We start from the raw sequence: 19,367 nt of genomic DNA, 5'->3' as shown, positions 1-19,367 counted from the left end.
TCAGCGGCAACGGCTCAGTTATACACCAGATTAAAGGTGACGGTCCCGTCCGCTTTACCCGCCATCACCTGGCTGTCGGTCTGAATATATTGGGCGTTAAACGACATCGACTTCGCCTGATTGGGTGAAGAGACGGTAGTCAGCACCGGCAGCTGATCGGTCGGCACATTCAGCGGCACGCGCTGGCCTTCTGCGACCTGCAGACCCGGCCCATAGGTCAGGGCAATGCCCACCCCTGACGCGGCGTTACTCTGTGGTGTCAGGCTGATGGCATCCTTGTCGCCAGCGGTCGCCATGCCAAAAAAGCCCACTTTGACTGCGGCGCTGTGTTCGCACATCACCTGAATCCGGAAATTTTTTTCGCTTCCCGCCCGGCTGCCGATGCCGGTGAACTCCGCCTTACTCACTTTTCCCATCTCCACGTTAATCGCAGACTGGGATGTGACAACGGCACAGCTGCCATATTGCACCGTGAAGCTGGAGAGAAAGAGCTGCGGCCTGTCGTTGATCGGCTGGCTGCTGGCCGCACTGTTCCCCACCTTCAGGCTGGCATTACCGATGTTTACCTCACCGACATTCGCGGGTTGGTTGCCTGGATTCAGCGGTGAACGCTGCCCCGGAATTTTGTAAAACACCACATAGGACTGCAGTTTAATGTCGTGTGCCGCGTTGAACTGTGGACTGACCTGCGAGTTACAGATCGAACTGGTTTTGCCTTTGCCGGTGGTATCGAAAAAGCCGCTGTTGCAATATGAAGGCTCTTTAAATCCAATCGCGAATCCGATGCTCTCAACACCCGGTACGCGATAGATTGGCGTCGTGTGCCCTCCCGCAATTGAGGTCTGTAATCCCGACTCTTCAGCATTAATCTGAAACCCCATATCTTTCCAGGCATAGCCCTGCTCACCGCTGTTTTTATTGCAGGTAAAGGCATTAGTACTTTGCACGGGCATCTGCGCAGAGATGGGGGTGCCGTCAGCGGCGCCCGGCACATAATTGACGTTATGCACCTGCACGACCACCTGGCTCACCCCCTGACACGACTCCTGGGCCAGAGAGGGCCAGCAGACCAGTGCCGGGATGAGCAGCACGATCCCTTTAATGACACGCTGAACTGATTTCATCTGAAACTCCTGTGAATTACTGGCAAACCGCCGAGACCAGTCTGACCGGATTCGTGCCGCTGGCGTCAGACAGGCGGAACGGCGCGCGACAGCTTTTCTGTTTCCCCTCCTCCTGCCACTTCACTTCAACCGTCCCCTGAGCGGGCACACCACTCAGATAGAGTTCGCCCTTTTCTGCGACAATGCCGCTTGTGCGGCTCTGATTCCCCCCGGCATGGATTGCAATCTGCCCTGTGGCACCAAAAGGCGGGAAGGTATGCTGCCAGGTAAGCGTGAACAGCACCCGGTTCCCCACATGGGTCGCGTAGTCAGCCAGCACAATCGCCCCGCGGGTCGGGATAGTCGTTTGCCCATCCAGTTCCACGTCTACATTGTCGGGCAGCGTTTCAGTTTCCAGCTCGATGGCATTTTCATGATACGGCGAGAGTGAAGGCACAATTGCATAGCCGCGGCCGTCCGTGAACACATTGCTGCCGCTCTGGATGCCCACATTGGCGGTATCCGGGACCCGGACAATCGCGAAGGTATCCCCCAGCGGCTGGCTTAGCGTCACGCCGTGCGCATGGGCCACGATCCCGCCCGAGAGACCATAGCTGTACTGCGTACTGTGACGATCATGACCAACTCCGGCACTGACGCTGGCCTGACTGCCGCGATAGTCCAGCGAGCCGCTACTGTTCACGTTCTGCCCCTGACTGTCGAGGCCCTGCTGCAGGGTGTAGTGCAGGTTATTGTTCTGCAATGCACTGCCTGACAGGCCGACCTGCTGCGAGACATCCCCGCGATTGCTGGCATTCATGCTGTAACTGACCGAACTGTCCGGCAGTAAGGCACTCAGTGGAACCGAAATATTGAAGGAGATAGCGCGGTCAGCTTTCCGGGCCTGGGTCGAGTCGGTGTAAAACCAGGCCACGCCCCAGGAGATGGCTTTATAATTGCTGTAGAAACCCAGATGCAGGGTGCGATCGTTTCTGTTTGATCGCCAGTAGCGCTGCATATAGGCAGACGCACTGAGACTGCCAGCGTCACCGATACCCTGGGAGACGGCAATTTCTGAACGACTGCGCTTGTTATCGACAAAACTCGCCGGGCTGGTGAGCGCATTGGCTTCGCTGAATGCATAAAATCCGCTGGAGGAGTAGCGATAGCTGGCCATGCTGAAAGTGGTATTCGTGGAGGCAAAATTTTTCTGATACTGCGCGCGCACTGACTGGCCACTTCGGCTCAGCCCCTGCGGTAACCGGGTGCTGGCGAAGGTCACATCCATTCCCAGCGAGCCGAAATCATCCAGACTCTTGCCCAGCCCCGCCGCCACAGCATGATAGTTTTGCGCGAGCTGTACGCCACCAAAGGCGGTAAAGTCATGCGGCAGTCCGTAAAACAGCGTGGACTGGACAAATTCAGGTGAGCGCAGATTGTGACTGCCTGAATAGTGATAACGACCGCCGCTGACGCTATATTTCAGATGTCCCTGACGCAGCATATAAGGCACCGCAGAGTAAGGCTGGGTGAAGGTGCGCACCGAACCATCGCTTTCATGGATAGTGATATCAAGATCGCCGCTCTGAGCGGTGGGATAGAGATCTTTAATCTCGAAAGCACCCGGTGCGACCACGGTTTCATAAATCACATAACCCTGCTGACTCACCGTCACCCGCGCATTACTGTGGGCGATGCCATGGATCACCGGGGCAAAGCCGCGCTGACTTTCGGGAAGCATGGTGTCATCAGACATCATCTGCACCCCCCGGAACTGCACGCTGTCAAACACGTCACCCGAGGTGTAGGTATCACCGACCCGGAACTGGCTTTTCAGCGTCTTAAGATCCCTCTCCAGCCAGGTCGTCTGAGACTGCCAGTGACTGACCAGATCGTAACGCCAGCTGGACGTGTTACGCAGACGCCATGCGCCAAGATTAGCCCCGCTGCGCAGGCTCAGCAGCGTCGAGTTCCAGCGGTCATTCTGATTGCTGCCGCTGCTGCCAGAGAGGTTATAGTCCACGAAAGCCGCTGATACGCCCTCATCCCAGCTGGCGGGATCGACATAGTCACGATCTTTCATCTTCAGGGCAATCTGGGGAATGGAAAGGTTTAACTGCTGGTGCGCAAAATCAAAGTCACTTGAGGCATCGGGAATGTAATCGCCCAGCTCAGCAATCGCCTCATCTTTCTTCAGGTGGCTGAATGCAGAGAAACCCTCAACGTTTACCCCCATCGCGGAGAGATCGGCTACCGTCAGCTGTGGAATCAGCCCGTTTTTGCCCTCAACAAAAGAGACATTACGGCTATCGATCACTTTGTTGTTGAGCAACAGCGAGACATGATAGGTGCCGGGCTGCTGGCCGCCCTCACGGGCGAAATAGTGCAGATCGGCGGCCGTGTGTTGATCGGATGAAAACTCCAGCGCCGCCGGATTAAAGTAGTCGTCGGCGCGGGCAGCCCGCAACGGGCAGAACACCATCAGTATCACTCCCGGTACACCCGCCAGCCATGAAGAGGCATGCCACGTCTTTGCATATTTTCTCTTCTTTAACTGCGCGTGCTGCGTTACTTTCACGGTTAAGGCCCCGGCATCAGATCAGTAAAACCACAACAAAATCCATCAGCGTGTACGTTCTTCAGTAACGCCGCCATAGTCATTGATGGCAGACCAGCTCACCGGGCCGGCATGGCTGACCGTCCAGTGACGATCTTCACCCGGACCAATCATGCCGGGATCGTTGATCGCCTGATGATTCACGCTCAGCGTATAAAAGGAGACGAAATAGGGCGTCGGGTTATGCGCAATCAGCTGGTTGCCCTGCTGGCGAAACGCGATGTCCTGCCAGGCGTCAGCCGGATTTCCCGCCAGCCCTTTTGGCCGGAAAAAGAGTTTAAATTTCGATTTAATATTGACCTGCAGCTGATTGCTTTTATCGCGCGGTGTGGGTGAGATCGATTTGACATTCAGCCAGAAAACAGACTCCCGATCTTTCGGCATTGGCATGCCCAGATAATTAATCCTGAGCAGGTTCTCTTTATTGGCATCCAGCCGAAACAGCGGGGGCGTCACAATAAAAGGGACGCGGGTGTGATTATTTTTATCGGCATTCTCGATCCAGGATTCGATCAGATAGGGTGTCGTCTTATCCTGATTTGTTACCGACAGCGTGGCTTCCTTTTTTCCTTCAGCAAAAATAACCCGGGTCCCTCCCATCACCACACCTGCATGCGCCGCGAGATGAAGCAGACACGCCGAAATGAGCGAAATAATTCTTATTACCTTAATCATAGAGCGTTACGCCATTGAATTACGGAGGGAAAGCAGGGTTGCCCCTGCTATGAATCAGTTATAAACCATCACAAAATTTGATACGGCATTGGCCGCGCCCACATTAATAGCGGCACCGTCACTTTTATAATCAGCATAGAATTTTAAATCGGCGTGCCCCCCCGTGCTGGCTGCCACTACATCAACGTTTCTGGAGACGGCGCCGATAGCTACCTGAGTCTGACGGTCAGCTTCATAAAGTTTCACGCCGACACCGGACGCCCCGCCGCTGGCAACTTTAAGCAGGGTACTGTCGCCACTGTCTTTATCGCCATCGAAAAGCACCGCCACTTTTTTGACGGATGTCGGGCAGTCTGTGACTGAAATAGTGAACGGCGTTTCAGTGGTTTCCGTACGGCTTTCGAAATAGGATTTGGCCCATTTGCCTAAATCAATACTCTGCTTACTACTGGCGGTTGTCACGTTGCAGGATACATCGGTAATTTCACCGGTAAATTTAACTTCACCACCGGCTCCCTGCGTTCCCGCTGCCGTTCCCGGATTCGTATTAATAGGGGATGGGCCGTCAGTCGGGGTGGCGAATGCTGATCCGGAAATCATAAGGCCCGCCAGCGCCACTGGCAGAATACGTTTTCTGATATTCATCAACTGTTTCTCTTTTCAGAACATGCAAAGTGGCCGCAACCAACCACCTGATGGATAAATATGCACCAATAAGAATGCGCCAACATAATAACGCGCTGTTTATTATGTTGCGGGTATATTAATTAAACAAAGGTAGACGAAACTTAAACGAGCAGATTTATCCGGGGCTGAGATTTAATATTGAGGAGGTTAATTGAGCAGGATCAATTCCAGCAATCCCGACTTAAATAGTCGGAAAATAAACGACAGGATGTGATGAATAATATGATCACTTTAATTACCCATTATATTTTCAAAAAATATTTATGAATTCCAGAATGGGAATCTTTAAGCAGTCCATCGTTAAATCAGGTATGCGGTATGACCCGCAGCGACCTCTCTCCGGTTCAGGCGTCGCCCTTTCTGTTATGTTCACGGCTGACGCGCACCAGTCCGCTTCACTCAGGACAGGTCGTTATCCAGCGGCGCACGAAAAGCATGGCGGGCAGCCAGCATTAACTGGCTGGCAGTCACGGTGGCAGGCAAACGCCTCAGTATTTTGCAGGCCTGCCAGTAGCAGAGCACCATCACCTCATCCTCCTCTTTTTCCGCCCGTTCAAGCAGACGGGCGCGCAGTGACAGGACATCCAGGGTTTGCTGCTCATCCAGCATGTCCGCGATCGTCTGGTTAATAATGCGATAGAGTGTTTTCCAGGTGAGATCGGTATACAAATTTAGCCTCTTCTAACACGTATCCGCTTCCCGTGTATCCCCGACAGGGAAGTCACAGAAAGGATCTTCTCATTCAGGCGAATGAACGCTGCTGATTAACTATAGCGACTCGCCAGCGGCCGTCCAGAACCCGCGGCGAAGATTGCCAGAACGGATAATTCTAACGATTCAGAGCCCTGCCTGTCGCCTGTTACCTGCGGCTCCGCTTCTGATTGCCGATTTTTGTAACAATTGAGCCCCATTCTTAACTGGCTGCTGTGCCGCAGATTTGCCAGAGTAAAACGACTTCCCGTTACGTTTAAACTTAAGGAGTGGTTAATGAATCAGCACGCTGATGTTCTGGTCTGGGGTCAGGGTCCTGCGGTCTTCGAAGTCTTTCTGGAACCTACCTGTCCGTTTTCCGTTCGCGCTTTCAATAAATTCGACGCCTTACTGGCGCACGCAGGCGAAGAGAACATCACTCTGAAGATCCGTCTGCAATCCCAGCCGTGGCACCTCTATTCGGGTCTCATTGTGCGCTATATCCTCGCCGCGGCCTGCGAAAGTAAAACGGCCGCCAGACAGGTGATGCAGGCCGTTGCCGATCACCGCGAAGAGTTTGAATTTACCGACCACTGCACCGGTCCGAACCGCGATGCCACCCCGAATCAGATTCTGGAACGCCTGAAAACCTACAGTGGCGTCGACGCCATGGCGGCATTTGATCGGCCCGATTTGCAGAATGCCATCAAGTGGCACTGCAAATACGCCCGCCAGAATGGCATTCACGTCTCTCCTACCTTTATGGTTAACGGCCTGGTGCAGCCTGAGATTAGCAGCGGTGATGACATTGAGCAGTGGGCGAGCTTCCTGAAACGCTAGTTCGTCTCTCCTGAGTCACTGCTTTGCCTGACAGCGGCGCTTGTGCACAACATCGGCGGGCGAAACGGCTTATCCCGGAGATTCGCCTGTTTTCCTGCCGGAATGCCGGGTAAGCTGTTCGGCGACAAGCAGCCTGCTCCGCAAATAAACGCTGTTGCAGAGAGAACGGCTGCACACCTTTTCGGTGCCTCTGCAATGATGCAGGCACGCACCCACTTTCATAAGGATTTGCTGATGGCGATGACGCTGGAACAACTGCAGGAAAAATATCCGGATGCGATGGTCGATGCATTTGGTGATTCACCCGAGCTGGCGAACGCGTTAAGTACGCTGATTATTGCGGGTAAAAAAGTGGCCACCTGTGGGTCGGCAGCCAGCTGGCAGGATCAGGAAAAACTGCCCCAGCCGGGCGGTTACAGCATTGTTCTCAACGGTGAACAGCAGCCCGTCTGCGTGATCCGCACCACCGGGCTGTTCCTGACGCGCTTTGACCGTGTGACGCCGGAGATGGCGATGCTTGAAGGTGAAGGCGATCTCAGCCTCGACTACTGGCGTCAGGAACATCAGCGATACTTTCAGCGGGAAGGCTCTTTTCACCCTGAGATGGAGCTGATTTTCGAAACGTTCCAGCTGGTCGAGGTGATCTGAACCGGCAGTTACAGCGCCTTTGCCGCCATCAGCGCCAGACGCGTGACCCCGCGTGCGGCAAGATGTTCAGCCGCACGCGCGGCCCGCATTCCGCTGGCGCACACCAGGACCACGCGTCGATCGGCAGGCGGCTGCCAGCCGGCGATCTGCTCTGGCAGAATGCGCAACGCCCCTTCCGCCACGCTGACCGGCGCCTCTTCGGCGCTGCGCAACTCCACAATGCAGTCCTCACCAGTGAGCATGGCCAGGTCGATGAACGGCGTGCCCGGCGCCTCCGGTTCGGGGGCATCGTCAAAGCGGAACTGTCGCATATGCCACGAGGCCAGGTCGCAGTGGATCATACAACCCAGCGGTGAAGGCGTCAGTTTCAGCAATACCGTGAGCACCATCTGTGCCTGCATGGCCCCCAGCGTGGCCACCGCAGGCCCCATAACGCCCGCGGTGTTACAGTCAGCCGATGCAGTGGGCAAGTGCGGAAACAGCGCGCGATAGCCGGGCGCACCGCCGCAGAATCCGCCGACATAGCCTTTACGCCCCAGCACTGAGGCGCAGATCAGCGGCAGGCCGCGCGCATAACAGGCGTCCGAAAGCTGATAGGTAATGGCAAAGTTATCCGCCGCATCCACCACCACATCAATCTCCGCCAGCGCCTGCGGCAGCAGACTGGCGCTCAGTGACTGCGGATGCGCGTCGACTTCACACTCAGGGTTTCGCTGCGCCAGTGCCCGCTGCGCGCAGAGGGCTTTTGGCTGCCCGACATCGTCCACACCAAACAGCGTCTGCCGGTGAAGGTTGTGCAGTTCAACCCGATCGCCGTCGTAAAGACGAATGAACCCTACCCCGGCACCTGCCAGCAGGGGCAGCAGCGTGGCACTGAGACCGCCTGCGCCCACAATCAGCACCCGCGCCCTGCTCAGTCGCTGCTGCCCCGCCTCACCAATTTCCGGCAACATCGTCTGTCGCTGATAACGATCCATTGTCGCTCCTTAACTGAACTGTGCCAGACCAAACAGGGGCGTGGAGGCCGACGCCATATCGCGCTGCTCCATCAGCCCGGCCTGAAACGCCTCATGTCCCCCATGGATCGCGGCGGCAAAGGCACCGGCCATCCGGACCGGATCGCGAGCTTTTGCTACGGCCGTGTTGAGCAACACGCCATCAAAGCCCATCTCCATCGCCTGAGCCGCCTGGCCCGGCGCGCCGATCCCCGCATCAATAATCAGCGGAATATCCTTAAACCAGGCACGCATGGCGCGCAGCCCCTCGATATTGCGCAGTCCCTGGCCGGAGCCAATCGGTGCCCCCCAGGGCATCAGCACTTCACAGCCGGCTTCCAGCAGTTTTTCACCGACAATCAGATCTTCTGTGGTGTAGGGAAACACCTGAAATCCGTCAGCGCAGAGAATGCGGGCGGCTTCCACCAGGGCAAAGGGGTCGGGTTGCAGCGTGTCGGCATGACCAATCACCTCCAGCTTGATCCAGGGGGTATCAAACAGTTCACGCGCCATCTGCGCCGTGGTCACCGCCTCCTTTACCGAATGGCAGCCGGCCGTATTCGGCAGAATCCGTTTGTTGAGCTGTTGCAGCAGCGTGCGAAAGGCCGCGCCTTCCCGCCCCTCCCGTCGCAGGCTGACGGTAATGATCTCCGCGCCTGACGCGTCGATCGCCTGATGCAGAATCTCCGGCGAGGGGTAACCGGCGGTGCCGAGCAGAAAACGGGATGTTGGTGCAAACTGATAAAACATGATTAACCTCCCTGCATCGGGGATAGAATTTCCAGCTGATTCCCGGCCTCAAGTCGCTGGCTGGCGTAACGGGTGCGCGGCACAAACTCACCGTTCAGGGCGGTGGCGACGGTGCGCGGATCGATCTGCTGCTCCTGCATCAGCTCCGCCAGGGTCGTTGCGCCGGTTTCAATCGCGCGTCCGTTGAGTTCAATTCGCATGGGGTGTCTCCTGAGTCAGTCGCCGCATAAGGTTTTCAGCCATTATCGGGGCCAGTAAAAAGCCGTGTCGGTAGAGGCCGTTGAGCGAGAAGCGGCCATTTTCGTAGCGCACCTCCGGCAGATTCTGCCGGTAAGCAGGACGCAACCCGGTGCCGCTCTCGACGATACGCGCTTCAGCCAGCGCCGGATGCAGACTGTAAGCGGCGCTCAGCAGCTCCATCATCGCTTTCGCGCTAATCGGGCTGCTGTCATGGCTTTCGACCATGGTGGCACCCAGCATGAAGCGCCCATTGGCACGAGGCACCAGATAGCAGGGAAAGCGCGGATGGAGCAGCCGGACGGGACGGGAGAGGCAAATGTCGGGGGTATGGAGGATCACCATTTCGCCGCGCACGGCACGCAACGCGGGCTGCTGATCGGCGGCGTGGATGCCGCGACAGTCGATAATCTTTCCGCCGGGCTGACCGCTGTGAAACGGCACGCCCGCCTCTTTGAGCGTATCCTGCAGCTGCTGCAGCGCCCGACGCGGGTCGAGATGCGCTTCCCGGGCAAAAAAAAGGCCGCGAGCGAAGCGGTTTTCCAGCGCCGGCTCAACGTCGCCGGGGGCCACCCACTGATGCTGCTGCGTCATGCTGGCAAAGCGCGTCAGCTCACGGCTGTCACGCGGCGGTGCAACCACCAGCGTGCCCTGCTGCACCACGCCATCCACACGCTTTGCCCACCAGCCCGCGGCATGCTGGCCCCATTCGATCACCTCTGGCGGTGCACTTTCTGCCTCGCACCAGGGCGCGAGCATGCCGCCCGCCCAGTGCGAGGCTGCCCGGCAGTCAGGCTGAGTAATAATTTCGACAGCTTCTCCCCGTTCCGCCAGCAGGGTGGCGACACAGAGTCCGGCGACGCCGCTGCCCAGCACCGACCAGCGGCCCTGGCTGCCCGCCACAGAAGAAGAGAGATTCAGGATTGAGTGGGTCACATTCGCCTCGTTATCCGTTAACGAAGACCCGTGATACAGAGGGAATAGGCAGAAGCGACGCGAATGCGCTCCTGCGGCAAGTATCTGATGCGATACCCGTCTTCCTACGCCAGTATCAACTGGGTCAGGTTCTAAGGGTCGCTGAGCCGCGCGGGTGCGCTATCAGCCTCTCAGTCTCTCCGGCGAGACTCCCCTGACGGGTTTAGTTGTAAGTGAAGCGAACAGCTTCGTCAAGCAGTGTGCAGGGGCGCGACGCAGAAAGAGAGAGACAAGGAAAGATGTCGCTACCGGATCAGAGGCGCGCGGCGACGTCTATAGCAGCGCCTGCAGGGAGTGCGTCACCGCGTCGGTGACTTCCCGAATACGCGGTTCGGCGCGGCGATAGTAGGTCCATTTACCCACTTTGCTGGTTTCCACCAGTCCGGCACTCTGCAGGGCTTTCAGGCATAACGAAGTGGCGGGCTGCGATAAGCCCGCCTTGTCCTGGATGAGACTGGCACAGACGCCATACTGGTCGAAGGGATAGAGCTGGACATAGCCCGCAAACGCTTCGTCAGGGTTTTTGAGCCACATCAGCACGGCCATTCTGGTGGGATTGGCCAGTAACTTCAGGGCCTCTTCGGGTGACATGCCGCCTCACAAAACATCAGGATGGATAAACAGGGTAGTCAGTATACCCTTTCTCCGTTCCGCCATACAGGGAGGTGTGATCCACAGGATTCAGCGGATTGCCTGCTTTAATCCGCGCGGGCAGATCGGGGTTGGCGATAAAGGTGCGGCCAAAACCAAACAGGTCGCCCCACCCTTTATCCAGCATCCGCTGTGCTTTTTCGGCGGTGTAGCGACCTGAGTAGATAATGGGCGAGCGGAAGGTTTCCCGCAGCGCAATCCGGAAGCTCTCCGGCAGGTCAGGACTGTTATCCCAGTCCGCCTCGGCGATAGAGAGATAACCAATTTCCAGCTCATTGAGCAGCTGCGCAGCGCGGATATAAGTCGCATGCGGATCGCGTTCGACCAGGCCCAGATAGACGCGATCTTCGTCCGTGCTGCTGAAAAGCGGGGCAAACCGGACGCCGACACGATGACTGCCAAAGACCGAACTTACCGCTTCAACCACTTCACGCAGAAAACGCAGACGATTCTCAGGCGAGCCACCATATTCATCCGTACGGAAGTTGGTGTGCTCAGAAATAAACTGATTAATCAGATAGCCGTTGGCGGAGTGAAGCTCAACGCCATCGAACCCGGCCGCTTTGGCATTTTCCGCCGCCCGCCGGTAAAGCGCCACAATCTCTTTTACTTCCGCGTTCGTCAGTGCCCGCGGCTCGCTGGGCGCGGTTAACATTCCGGCACCCGGTCCGGTTTCAATAAAGACCCGGACGTTATCGGCGGCTATCGCTGACGGCGCAACCGGGGCCTCTTTTCCTGGCTGAAGTTCATTATGGGACACCCGCCCCACGTGCCAGAGCTGGCAGAAAAGAGTGGCACCTTCCTGATGCACTGCTTCGGTGACTTTTTTCCACCCCGCAATCTGCGCTTCACTGTGTATCCCTGGCGTCCATGCATAGCCCTGCCCGCGAGGCTCAATCTGGGTGCCTTCAGTGATCATCAGTCCGGCACCGGCGCGCTGGCGATAATATTCCACCATCATCGGACCGGGAACATTGCCCGGCTGCTCACTGCGGCAGCGGGTCAGCGGCGGCAGAACGATGCGGTTACGGAGCTGAAGGTCGCCCAGGCTCAGGGGGGTAAAAAGTGATGGCATGACAAAAAATCCTCTGGTGTTTGAAGAGGCGACATTATATTTACACATTTAAATTTGTAAATGTGTTTATGGGCTTTTTATTTTCCTGTCCCCGATTTCATCAGGTTATGAGAGGCTTATCGCCAGGCAATGAACCCGTGGGGTAAGATTGCTGTTCCGGATGCAGACGCAACCCCCCTCAGCGCGCATTTATCGGATTTAACAGGGAGCTATTTGTGAACAGGCTAATCTCGTCAGACGCGCTGGGACCACGCATTTGTATTCTCGGGCCTTCTAACAGCGGAAAATCCACGCTGGCTGAGGCCCTGTCACGCAAAACAGGTCTGCCTGTGGTGCACCTGGATCAGTTGCATCATATTCCAGGCAGTCAGTGGGTGCCCAGGGAGCCGGACGTGTTCCTTCGTTTACACGCTGAAGCAGTCAGTCAGGAGAGATGGATCATGGAAGGCAACTACACCAAGTGTATTGAAGCACGACTCGCCCGGGCCACCGGACTGATTCTTCTGGATGTCAGCGTGCCCTTAGCGCTGCTGCGCTATGTCCGGCGATGCTACTCCTCCACGCCGAGGATCGGAGGACTCAGGACTCGCAAAGAGCCGGTAAGCCTGGCGATGTTAAACTACATCATCCGCATCGCCCCTCAGAACCGGAAGCGGCACAGGCAGCTCTATGACTCGCTCACGCTGCCAAAACTGCTGCTCAGTTCTCCTCGCGCCATGAATCTCTGCGCGGAAGAGTGGGGACTTCAGCTAAAACACTCTGGAGCATAACCAGCCAACGGCCAGGAATGCGGACAGAAACCGTCAGAGAAACTATGGCGATTCATCAGCAAGTTTCAGATGGGTCAGCAGCGCCGTCAGCGACGGCACCGGTCCGGCATGGGTGGTTGCTGAGCGGGTCGTGTCCCAGGGCATCGCATCATCGGTGCAGAAGTCGCCGACACACTGCATATCCACCGCCTCATTGAGTAAACCCACCGGAATCCAGATATAAGGCCGGTCCCGCAGCGGGTTGGGCACGGTGGAGCCACAGCAGGTGCAGAAATCGTTGCGATAACCGCTGGCTTTTTGCCATGACGCCAGGTGATCTTCTCCGCCAGTCCAGCGGAACTCCCCCGCTTTCACCAGCGTCGCCAGGTTATAACCGGTTCCGCTCTGCTTTCTGCACAGCGAACAGTGACAACGGTAGTAAAGCGTGGGTGGCGCTGCCAGCTCAAAAACCACCGTTTCACACAAGCACGAGCCTTTCATTTCACCGCCTTGTTGATGTAATGAGAGAGGCCACCGCTGCGGATGCCCCCCTGATCGCAGTGACACCCTGGCGAAACCGTTGTTTGCATCAGCACAGGGTGTGCCATTTTCATGCAGAAGTCGCGAACGGCCATCCCCGACTTATTGGCGACTGAACACCAGTTTCAGCCCCGCCAGCGCAAAGCAGCAGGCTAACAGCGCCTCCAGTCCACGACGGATGCGGCGATAGAACGCGCTCATCACCGCCGTCGAGAAGAGCAGCGCATATCCACCGAACACCAGCAGACAGATCGTTGCACAGCCGGCGACGATCAGCGGTACCGTGGAGGCAGCCATATCGGGCTTCAGGGCAAAAGACATGATCGCCACCCAGGTGAGAATCGCCTTGGGATTGCCGACATGCATGAGTATTCCCTGGCGAAACAGTCTGCCCCAGGCGACCCGCTCAGTGCTGGCATCAATGCCTGTCGCTTCGGTGCGGCGCAGGGCCGATTTCCCTGCTTTATATGCCAGCCAGAGCAGATATAACCCGCCGCCAACCTTCAATACAATCAGCAACTTTGCGTAGGTGGCCAGCACCGTCAGCACGCCACAGGCGGCCAGTAGCGCCCAGATCATCGAGCCGCTCACCACACCTGCTGCCAGCGCCAGGGCGGCCCCCCTGCCCTTTTTCATCGCCGTTCCCATTATCGCCATATTGCTGGGACCCGGGCTGGCCGTGGCGACAAAGTAGGTGGTGAAAATCAGGAGTAATTCATGCGAAAGCGCCATAACTGCCTCTGAGATTGATTGTTATCAATCTGTTATATCGGTTGTGGCGAACATTTACCAGTGATGCTGTTGTCCGCCTGATGGGCGGAATCATTCAGCGGCGATAAAGATCAGGTCAGGATAGTCCGGGTGAAATCCGGCAGGTTGAGCGGTTTATATGCGCATTTGTCATCGCGCACGGGCGCAGTGCTGAAGAGGTTTAGCGGGAAATGAGACGGGTAAAAGCAGGATTAAGAGTCAGTCCGGCCGATCGCATTGTGAAAATGAAATCATTCGCCGGACTGAACGGGCTCAGGAAGCGCTTATTTGCCCAGAATTTCTCTGCGGACAATCTCTGCGCCTGCGCTTAATGCGTTGAGCTTGCCATTGGCAACATGACGCGGCAGCGGGATCATGCCGCAGTTGGTCGAAGGGTAGAGATTTCCGGCATCCACAAACTGCAACGCCTTGCGCAGCGTACTGGCGACCTCTTCCGGCGTCTCAATATTATGGGTTGCCACATCGATGGCGCCGACCATCACTTTTTTACCGCGAATCAACTCGATCAAATCCATCGGCACCCGCGAGTTCTGGCACTCCAGCGAGACGATATCGATCGATGAGCGCTGCAGTTTCGGGAAGACCTCTTCATACTGGCGCCACTCGGTTCCCAGCGTTTTCTTCCAGTCGGTGTTCGCTTTGATGCCATAGCCATAGCAGATATGCACGGCGGTTTCACACTTCAGCCCTTCGACAGCGCGCTCTAGTGCCGCAATGCCCCAGTCGTTGACTTCGTCGAAAAAGACGTTAAAAGCCGGCTCATCAAACTGAATAATATCCACGCCTGCGGCTTCCAGCTCTTTCGCTTCCTGGTTGAGGATTTTTGCAAATTCCCACGCCAGTTTTTCGCGACTTTTATAATGGTTGTCGAAGAGGGTATCGATCATGGTCATCGGCCCCGGCAGCGCCCATTTAATCGGACGATCGGTCAGCTTACGTAAAACCTTTGCATCTTCGACAAAGACCGGCTTCTGACGGGAGACTTCACCCACCACGGTCGGGACGCTGGCATCATAGCGATTGCGGATACGCACCACTTCGCGCTTTTCAAAATCCACGCCGCTGAGGTGTTCGATAAAGGTCGTGACGAAGTGCTGACGGGTTTGCTCACCATCACTGACGATATCGATCCCCGCCCGCACCTGATCGTCCAGGCAGAGACGCAGCGCATCTAATTTACCCGCCACTAACTCATCATCCTGCAGTTTCCAGGGTGACCAGAGCACCTCTGGCTGTGCAATCCAGGAGGGTTTTGGCAGGCTGCCAGCGGTGGATGTCGGTAATAAGGTTTTCATAGCAGGTGACCTTTTAATTTTAATTAAAGAACGGATTCAGCGGACCATTGCGCCAGCAGGGTCTGGTTAGGCTTAATGAAATGGGCCTCAGTAAATTTCCCCTGCTCAACAGCCAGCCGGCTGCGCTCTTCACGATCGTAAACAATCCGGGTTAAAGAGTAATCCTGATGCTGCAGCGTCGGCTGATAGCAGTGACCGGCAGCGGAATTCGCGTTATAGATTTCAGGGCGATAGATCTTCTGGAACGTTTCCATGGTGCTGATAGTGCCGATCAGCTCAAGGTCGGTGTAATCGCTGAGCAGATCCCCGTGGAAATAGAACGCCAGCGGCGCAACGCTGCCCTGCGGCATAAAGAAACGCACTTTCAGGCCCATTTTCCCGAAGTAGAAATCGGTCAGTGAGGGTGCATCCTGCTGATATTCAATGCCCAGAATGGGATGCTGATTGCCGGTGCGCACATAGGTGTTTTTGCTGGACACGCTCAGGCAGATAACCGGTGATTTGCTGAAATTCTCTTTATAGACCGCTGAGTTAACAAAGCTTTTAAAAATGTTGCCGTGCAGCTGGCCAAAATCCGCGGGCGTGCTGAATTCAGTCTGCCCTTTATTAAAATCTGCCAGCACCACGCTGAAATCATAATCGCGCACGTAGGATGAGAAATTATTTCCCACAATGCCTTCGCTGCGCTCACCGGTGTGATGATCCACGATATAGGTTTTTAAAATTTCGATAGCCGGAAACGCTTCGCCGTCAGCGCCACCCTGCAGATTCAGCTCCGCAGAAATGATCTCAAGTTCAACGGAATAGCGGTCAGCCTTTGGATTGTCCCAGTGCGCCAGCGAGTTAAAACGATTATCGATCATCACCAGGGCGTTGCGCAGATTTTCCTGACGCTTTTCGCCACGCGCTAAATTCGCAAAGTTCGTCGTCGCGCGCGTATTTTTTGAAGGGTTATAGTTTTCGTCGAAACGAATACGCTTGATGGTAAAGGCAAAATCGTTGTTCATCGCTATCGGGTATCCTGGTCGCTGATATGAATTGTTGCTGAGAGGGTTATGCAGCTTTGCTATCCCTTAACAAGCATTCATATTTCTCAAAGTTATTAACAATTCTTACTTTATGCCTCAACGGACGGGTGAAAAAAAGTGATTAAATTTCAACGAACATGAAGGAAATTCATGTTGAGACGGGAAAGCGGGGGATTTTTCACGATCGGGCGGGACATTCATTTACCCGCACCCGTGCGCGGGCCTGTCACCTTCGCACAGAACCCGGCGTTGCGGCAAATCTGCACGGGTGCCGGGCTTATCTCACCAGCGGTAACGTTACCGCTGGTGCGCTGCGCTAGATCTTATAAAAATCATCGCAGAAGGCTTTTCGTGCACCCGATTTCAGGGAAAGCCTGTGCGCCGCCTCTTTCATCAGTTTACCCAGACCGCCGTCGCGTTTCGCCTCTGTCAGGCGTGAAGCGGGCCCGGTCAGGGCCAGGGCCGCGAGCATATTGTCGCCCTCACCAAACACCGGAAGTGATAATGAGGCAATATGCGGATCGCGGATACCGGAGGTAAACAACGGAAGTTCCGGCTGAGTCTCAAACAGCGGTTCTCTGCGTCCCCAGCAGCGGAGCACCTTTCCGATGGCTGAATTGTCCAGCGGCAGAAACGTTCCGGGCAGACGCGTTTCCCGCAAGCCTTCTGACGGTTCCGCGCGGAACAGACAGAGTCGCTGATCCTTCTCGATGACATACCATGTGGCGCTTTCACCCGTGGCCGTCGCCAGGGCATGAAGCTCAGGCTGGACGATAGTGGCAAGATGAAAGGATTGTTCATAGAGCTTGCCCAGATAGAGCAGTCTCGGCCCCAGGGTATAAACCCCGTTGTCGCGCCGGATAACGTAATTCATGCGTTCCAGTGAGTTCATCAGGCGATAAACCGTCGTTTTGTGATACCCGGAAAGCTGGGCCAGCGCGGTCAGCGTGAGTGACTCCTCGCCAGGCCTGAAACAATCCAGTAGCGCCAGCGCTTTTTCTACGGCAATTACGCCTTCATTCCCCATTAGCAGGTTCTCCTGTTTGCGACGGCAGGCAGTTTACCCTGTAATTTGTGATTCACATCGTATTTACATCACAAATGAATGCTTAACACTGGTGTGATCCAAATTAACGTAGATATAGTAGTTTTATATTGTACAACAAAGTTGTACCTGGTAAAACGAAAGAGGATGATCTATGCCACATGCAGATAATACCTTCATCAATCGCGACATTACCCGTATCGCGCCAGAGCTCGTAAAACAGGCTGCTCAGTTTCAGGCCGCGATACTGGCAGATGTTGCCGGGCGACGCGGAACGCTGCACGGACGCGTAAAGCCGCTTTCCCATACCATGAAAGTTGCCGGTCCCGCTATCACCGTTGAAGTCAGACCGGGTGACAATCTCGCTATCCACGCCGCACTGGCTATTGCCCAGCCGGGCGATGTGATTGTGGTTGATGGCAAAGGCGACATCAGCTGCGCATTAATCGGCGAAATTATGTCTACTCAGGCGCAGGCTTCTGGCATTGCCGGGATTATTATCGATGGCGCGGTTCGTGATGCCGATGCACTGAGCACCAATGGCTTCCCGGTATTTGCAGCGGGCCTGAATCCCTGTGGCCCGACCAAATCGGTTGCGGGACGGGTTAACTTCCCTGTTTCAGTAGCAGGCGCAGCGATTCAGCCTGGCGATCTGGTGATTGGCGATATCGATGGCGTGGTTGTGCTGCCTCGTGAAGCCGTTCCGGCCCTGATCGAACTGGCGCAGAAAAAACTGGATTTCGAAACCAGCCGCATCGCCGCCATTCGCGATGGCGATCTCCGCGCGCCCTGGTTAGAGAAAGCGCTGCTTACGGCTGGCATGCTGGTTGACGGGGAGGTGCTGTAATGACGACCTCTTCTCCTGTCATTCTGGTCACCGCCAGCGATCTGGCACCGCAGGCAGTCAGCCTGCTCGACGATTTCACGATTGTGTATGCAGGCAAACAGCCGGGTGAAGAGACTCTGGTTCAACTCTGCCAGCAGCACAACCCGGTGGGGATCATCGTCCGCTATGGCAAGATTAACGCCCGCATCATGGACGCCGCGCCCGCTCTGCGCGTTATCTCCAAACACGGCAGTGGCATCGATGTCATCGATCAGAAAGCCGCCGCTGAGCGTCATATCAGTGTTCAGTCGGCCCCGGGTGCCAACGCGGCTGCCGTGTCAGAGCACGCCTGGGCGCTGATCCTGGCCTGCGCTAAATCGGTGATCCCCCTGGATCAACGCATGCGTCAGGGACACTGGGATAAATCGACCCACAAATCCGTGGAGCTGGAGGGCAGAACCCTCGGGCTGGTGGGTCTGGGGGCGATAGGGGGTCGCGTGGCCCGTATCGGCCGCGCTTTTGGCATGAACGTCCTGGCCTATGATCCCTATGCGCGCACTTTCCCGGATGAGTGTGTCTCCTCCTCGCTGGACGATCTGCTGCGTCAGTCAGATGTGGTTTCATTGCACTGCCCGCTGACAGAACAGACCCAAAAGATGATCAATGCAGAGTCGCTGGCGTTGTGTAAAAAAGGCGCCATTCTGGTGAATACGGCTCGCGGGGGACTGATCGATGATGAAGCCCTGATCGCGGCACTGAATGACGGCACGATCGCCTCGGCGGCGCTGGACAGCTTTGCCACAGAACCGCTGACCGCCCCGCATATCTGGCAGAATGTCGACAACGTGATTCTGTCGCCACACATTGGTGGCGTCAGTGATAGCTCCTACGTGAAGATGGGCACCGTGGCAGCCACAAACGTGCTGAACGTGCTGGCAGAACCGGTGAAAGACGAAAGTCCGGTTTCCTGATCGGCTTTTCCTGACCGGCTAAACAGGCGCCTGGGCCGTTTAGCCGGTTTTTTTATGCGTTCTCCCCTCTGCCTGCTGTCGGGCTATGCCCTTGCCGCTTTACCACCCTGTCCTCTGAAACTTTCCCTCTGCCCTCCCTGTGGCCTGCCACGCCCTGACAGGCGCGCTCAGCATTCAGATGCCACATCGCGCCATTCCA

The 19,367-nt window shown here is 56.2% G+C and carries 21 protein-coding genes and 1 riboswitch; of the genes, 5 read left to right on the top strand and 16 right to left on the bottom strand.

All coding sequences use genetic code 11. The features are described from left to right. Positions 1-14: 14 nt before the first annotated feature. From F3I47_RS14690 to F3I47_RS14670, 5 genes are all read right to left on the bottom strand, one after another. A complete protein-coding gene (locus tag F3I47_RS14690) occupies positions 15-1,124 on the bottom strand; it encodes a fimbrial protein (RefSeq protein ID WP_150028994.1) in 1,110 nt (369 codons plus the stop codon). A 16-nt stretch (positions 1,125-1,140) separates the two neighbouring features. Beyond that, positions 1,141-3,585 carry a fimbria/pilus outer membrane usher protein gene (locus F3I47_RS14685; RefSeq protein WP_150029291.1) on the bottom strand — a complete coding sequence of 815 codons (2,445 nt, stop codon included), beginning with the start codon at positions 3,583-3,585 and terminating at the stop codon, positions 1,141-1,143. A 141-nt stretch (positions 3,586-3,726) separates the two neighbouring features. Next, positions 3,727-4,395 carry a molecular chaperone gene (locus tag F3I47_RS14680; RefSeq protein WP_150028993.1) on the bottom strand — a complete coding sequence of 223 codons (669 nt, stop codon included), beginning with the start codon at positions 4,393-4,395 and terminating at the stop codon, positions 3,727-3,729. 54 nt (positions 4,396-4,449) lie between these two features. Continuing rightward, on the bottom strand, positions 4,450-5,040 hold the full coding sequence (locus tag F3I47_RS14675) for a fimbrial protein (protein ID WP_140029249.1): 591 nt from the start codon (positions 5,038-5,040) through the stop codon (positions 4,450-4,452). Positions 5,041-5,481: 441 nt separating this feature from the next. Continuing rightward, on the bottom strand, positions 5,482-5,751 hold the full coding sequence (locus F3I47_RS14670) for a hypothetical protein (RefSeq protein WP_150028992.1): 270 nt from the start codon (positions 5,749-5,751) through the stop codon (positions 5,482-5,484). Between the two features lie 318 nt (positions 5,752-6,069). Between F3I47_RS14670 and F3I47_RS14665 the strand changes: the two genes are divergently transcribed. After that, a complete protein-coding gene (locus F3I47_RS14665; RefSeq protein ID WP_009093093.1) occupies positions 6,070-6,612 on the top strand; it encodes a thioredoxin domain-containing protein in 543 nt (180 codons plus the stop codon). Between the two features lie 234 nt (positions 6,613-6,846). Then, complete coding sequence (locus F3I47_RS14660; protein ID WP_046102990.1) at positions 6,847-7,260, top strand: ASCH domain-containing protein; 414 nt, start codon at positions 6,847-6,849, stop codon at positions 7,258-7,260. Positions 7,261-7,268: 8 nt separating this feature from the next. Here F3I47_RS14660 and F3I47_RS14655 read toward each other — a convergent pair whose 3' ends face one another. The 6 genes from F3I47_RS14655 to F3I47_RS14630 all read right to left on the bottom strand — a co-directional run bounded on the left by F3I47_RS14655 (position 7,269) and on the right by F3I47_RS14630 (position 11,943). Next, positions 7,269-8,237, bottom strand: coding sequence for a HesA/MoeB/ThiF family protein (locus F3I47_RS14655; protein ID WP_150029290.1), 969 nt, complete (start codon positions 8,235-8,237; stop codon positions 7,269-7,271). Between the two features lie 9 nt (positions 8,238-8,246). Continuing rightward, positions 8,247-9,005 (bottom strand): thiazole synthase, encoded by a 759-nt coding sequence (locus tag F3I47_RS14650; RefSeq protein ID WP_009093096.1) that lies wholly within the window; start codon positions 9,003-9,005, stop codon positions 8,247-8,249. Positions 9,006-9,007: 2 nt separating this feature from the next. After that, positions 9,008-9,205, bottom strand: coding sequence for a sulfur carrier protein ThiS (gene thiS, locus F3I47_RS14645; protein WP_009093097.1), 198 nt, complete (start codon positions 9,203-9,205; stop codon positions 9,008-9,010). Then, complete coding sequence (locus F3I47_RS14640) at positions 9,195-10,178, bottom strand: FAD-dependent oxidoreductase (RefSeq protein ID WP_190311332.1); 984 nt, start codon at positions 10,176-10,178, stop codon at positions 9,195-9,197. The genes thiS and F3I47_RS14640 overlap by 11 nt, the downstream gene beginning before the upstream one ends. Positions 10,179-10,262: 84 nt before the next feature. Continuing rightward, a riboswitch (TPP riboswitch) is annotated at positions 10,263-10,383 on the bottom strand. Positions 10,384-10,490: 107 nt separating this feature from the next. After that, complete coding sequence (locus tag F3I47_RS14635; protein WP_150029289.1) at positions 10,491-10,808, bottom strand: helix-turn-helix transcriptional regulator; 318 nt, start codon at positions 10,806-10,808, stop codon at positions 10,491-10,493. Between the two features lie 16 nt (positions 10,809-10,824). Next, entirely contained in the window at positions 10,825-11,943 is a 1,119-nt protein-coding gene (locus F3I47_RS14630; protein ID WP_150029288.1) for an alkene reductase, read from the bottom strand. 440 nt (positions 11,944-12,383) lie between these two features. Here F3I47_RS14630 and F3I47_RS22750 point away from each other — a divergent pair, with 440 nt between their 5' ends. After that, positions 12,384-12,713, top strand: coding sequence for a DNA topology modulation protein FlaR (locus tag F3I47_RS22750; protein WP_370462007.1), 330 nt, complete (start codon positions 12,384-12,386; stop codon positions 12,711-12,713). Between the two features lie 42 nt (positions 12,714-12,755). Here F3I47_RS22750 and F3I47_RS14620 read toward each other — a convergent pair whose 3' ends face one another. The 5 genes from F3I47_RS14620 to F3I47_RS14600 form a co-directional block, all read right to left on the bottom strand. Beyond that, entirely contained in the window at positions 12,756-13,193 is a 438-nt protein-coding gene (locus tag F3I47_RS14620; RefSeq protein WP_150029286.1) for a GFA family protein, read from the bottom strand. Between the two features lie 141 nt (positions 13,194-13,334). Continuing rightward, positions 13,335-13,964: a LysE family translocator gene (locus tag F3I47_RS14615; RefSeq protein ID WP_150029285.1), complete on the bottom strand. Its 630-nt coding sequence runs from the start codon at positions 13,962-13,964 to the stop codon at positions 13,335-13,337. Between the two features lie 302 nt (positions 13,965-14,266). After that, positions 14,267-15,298 carry a methionine synthase gene (locus F3I47_RS14610; protein WP_150029284.1) on the bottom strand — a complete coding sequence of 344 codons (1,032 nt, stop codon included), beginning with the start codon at positions 15,296-15,298 and terminating at the stop codon, positions 14,267-14,269. Positions 15,299-15,321: 23 nt separating this feature from the next. Next, positions 15,322-16,305, bottom strand: coding sequence for a DUF1852 domain-containing protein (locus F3I47_RS14605; protein ID WP_046102876.1), 984 nt, complete (start codon positions 16,303-16,305; stop codon positions 15,322-15,324). A 337-nt stretch (positions 16,306-16,642) separates the two neighbouring features. Then, a complete protein-coding gene (locus tag F3I47_RS14600; protein WP_009093107.1) occupies positions 16,643-17,353 on the bottom strand; it encodes an IclR family transcriptional regulator in 711 nt (236 codons plus the stop codon). 172 nt (positions 17,354-17,525) lie between these two features. Here F3I47_RS14600 and F3I47_RS14595 point away from each other — a divergent pair, with 172 nt between their 5' ends. Both F3I47_RS14595 and F3I47_RS14590 read left to right on the top strand, forming a co-directional pair. Further along, positions 17,526-18,218, top strand: coding sequence for an RraA family protein (locus F3I47_RS14595; RefSeq protein ID WP_046102875.1), 693 nt, complete (start codon positions 17,526-17,528; stop codon positions 18,216-18,218). Next, positions 18,218-19,168: a hydroxyacid dehydrogenase gene (locus F3I47_RS14590; protein WP_150029283.1), complete on the top strand. Its 951-nt coding sequence runs from the start codon at positions 18,218-18,220 to the stop codon at positions 19,166-19,168. Before F3I47_RS14595 ends, F3I47_RS14590 begins: the two co-directional genes overlap by 1 nt. Positions 19,169-19,367 lie beyond the last annotated feature (199 nt).

It is taken from the genome of Pantoea sp. M_10 (assembly GCF_008631515.1).
Taxonomy (GTDB): Bacteria; Pseudomonadota; Gammaproteobacteria; order Enterobacterales; family Enterobacteriaceae; genus Pantoea; species Pantoea anthophila.
The sequence above is the reverse complement of the archived record's forward strand: the minus strand, read 5'-3'. Positions and strand labels throughout refer to the sequence as shown.

Coding starts and splice junctions, on each gene's coding strand:
- F3I47_RS14590 (WP_150029283.1), top strand. CDS start 18,218: ATGACGACCTCTTCTCCTGTCATTCTGGTCACCGCCAGCGATCTGGCA.
- F3I47_RS14635 (WP_150029289.1), bottom strand. CDS start 10,808: ATGTCACCCGAAGAGGCCCTGAAGTTACTGGCCAATCCCACCAGAATG.
- F3I47_RS14610 (WP_150029284.1), bottom strand. CDS start 15,298: ATGAAAACCTTATTACCGACATCCACCGCTGGCAGCCTGCCAAAACCC.
- F3I47_RS14660 (WP_046102990.1), top strand. CDS start 6,847: ATGGCGATGACGCTGGAACAACTGCAGGAAAAATATCCGGATGCGATG.
- F3I47_RS22750 (WP_370462007.1), top strand. CDS start 12,384: ATGGAAGGCAACTACACCAAGTGTATTGAAGCACGACTCGCCCGGGCC.
- F3I47_RS14630 (WP_150029288.1), bottom strand. CDS start 11,943: ATGCCATCACTTTTTACCCCCCTGAGCCTGGGCGACCTTCAGCTCCGT.
- F3I47_RS14615 (WP_150029285.1), bottom strand. CDS start 13,964: ATGGCGCTTTCGCATGAATTACTCCTGATTTTCACCACCTACTTTGTC.
- F3I47_RS14620 (WP_150029286.1), bottom strand. CDS start 13,193: ATGAAAGGCTCGTGCTTGTGTGAAACGGTGGTTTTTGAGCTGGCAGCG.
- F3I47_RS14595 (WP_046102875.1), top strand. CDS start 17,526: ATGCCACATGCAGATAATACCTTCATCAATCGCGACATTACCCGTATC.
- F3I47_RS14680 (WP_150028993.1), bottom strand. CDS start 4,395: ATGATTAAGGTAATAAGAATTATTTCGCTCATTTCGGCGTGTCTGCTT.
- thiS (WP_009093097.1), bottom strand. CDS start 9,205: ATGCGAATTGAACTCAACGGACGCGCGATTGAAACCGGCGCAACGACC.
- F3I47_RS14675 (WP_140029249.1), bottom strand. CDS start 5,040: ATGAATATCAGAAAACGTATTCTGCCAGTGGCGCTGGCGGGCCTTATG.
- F3I47_RS14650 (WP_009093096.1), bottom strand. CDS start 9,005: ATGTTTTATCAGTTTGCACCAACATCCCGTTTTCTGCTCGGCACCGCC.
- F3I47_RS14690 (WP_150028994.1), bottom strand. CDS start 1,124: ATGAAATCAGTTCAGCGTGTCATTAAAGGGATCGTGCTGCTCATCCCG.
- F3I47_RS14600 (WP_009093107.1), bottom strand. CDS start 17,353: ATGGGGAATGAAGGCGTAATTGCCGTAGAAAAAGCGCTGGCGCTACTG.
- F3I47_RS14605 (WP_046102876.1), bottom strand. CDS start 16,305: ATGAACAACGATTTTGCCTTTACCATCAAGCGTATTCGTTTCGACGAA.
- F3I47_RS14655 (WP_150029290.1), bottom strand. CDS start 8,237: ATGGATCGTTATCAGCGACAGACGATGTTGCCGGAAATTGGTGAGGCG.
- F3I47_RS14665 (WP_009093093.1), top strand. CDS start 6,070: ATGAATCAGCACGCTGATGTTCTGGTCTGGGGTCAGGGTCCTGCGGTC.
- F3I47_RS14685 (WP_150029291.1), bottom strand. CDS start 3,585: ATGGTGTTCTGCCCGTTGCGGGCTGCCCGCGCCGACGACTACTTTAAT.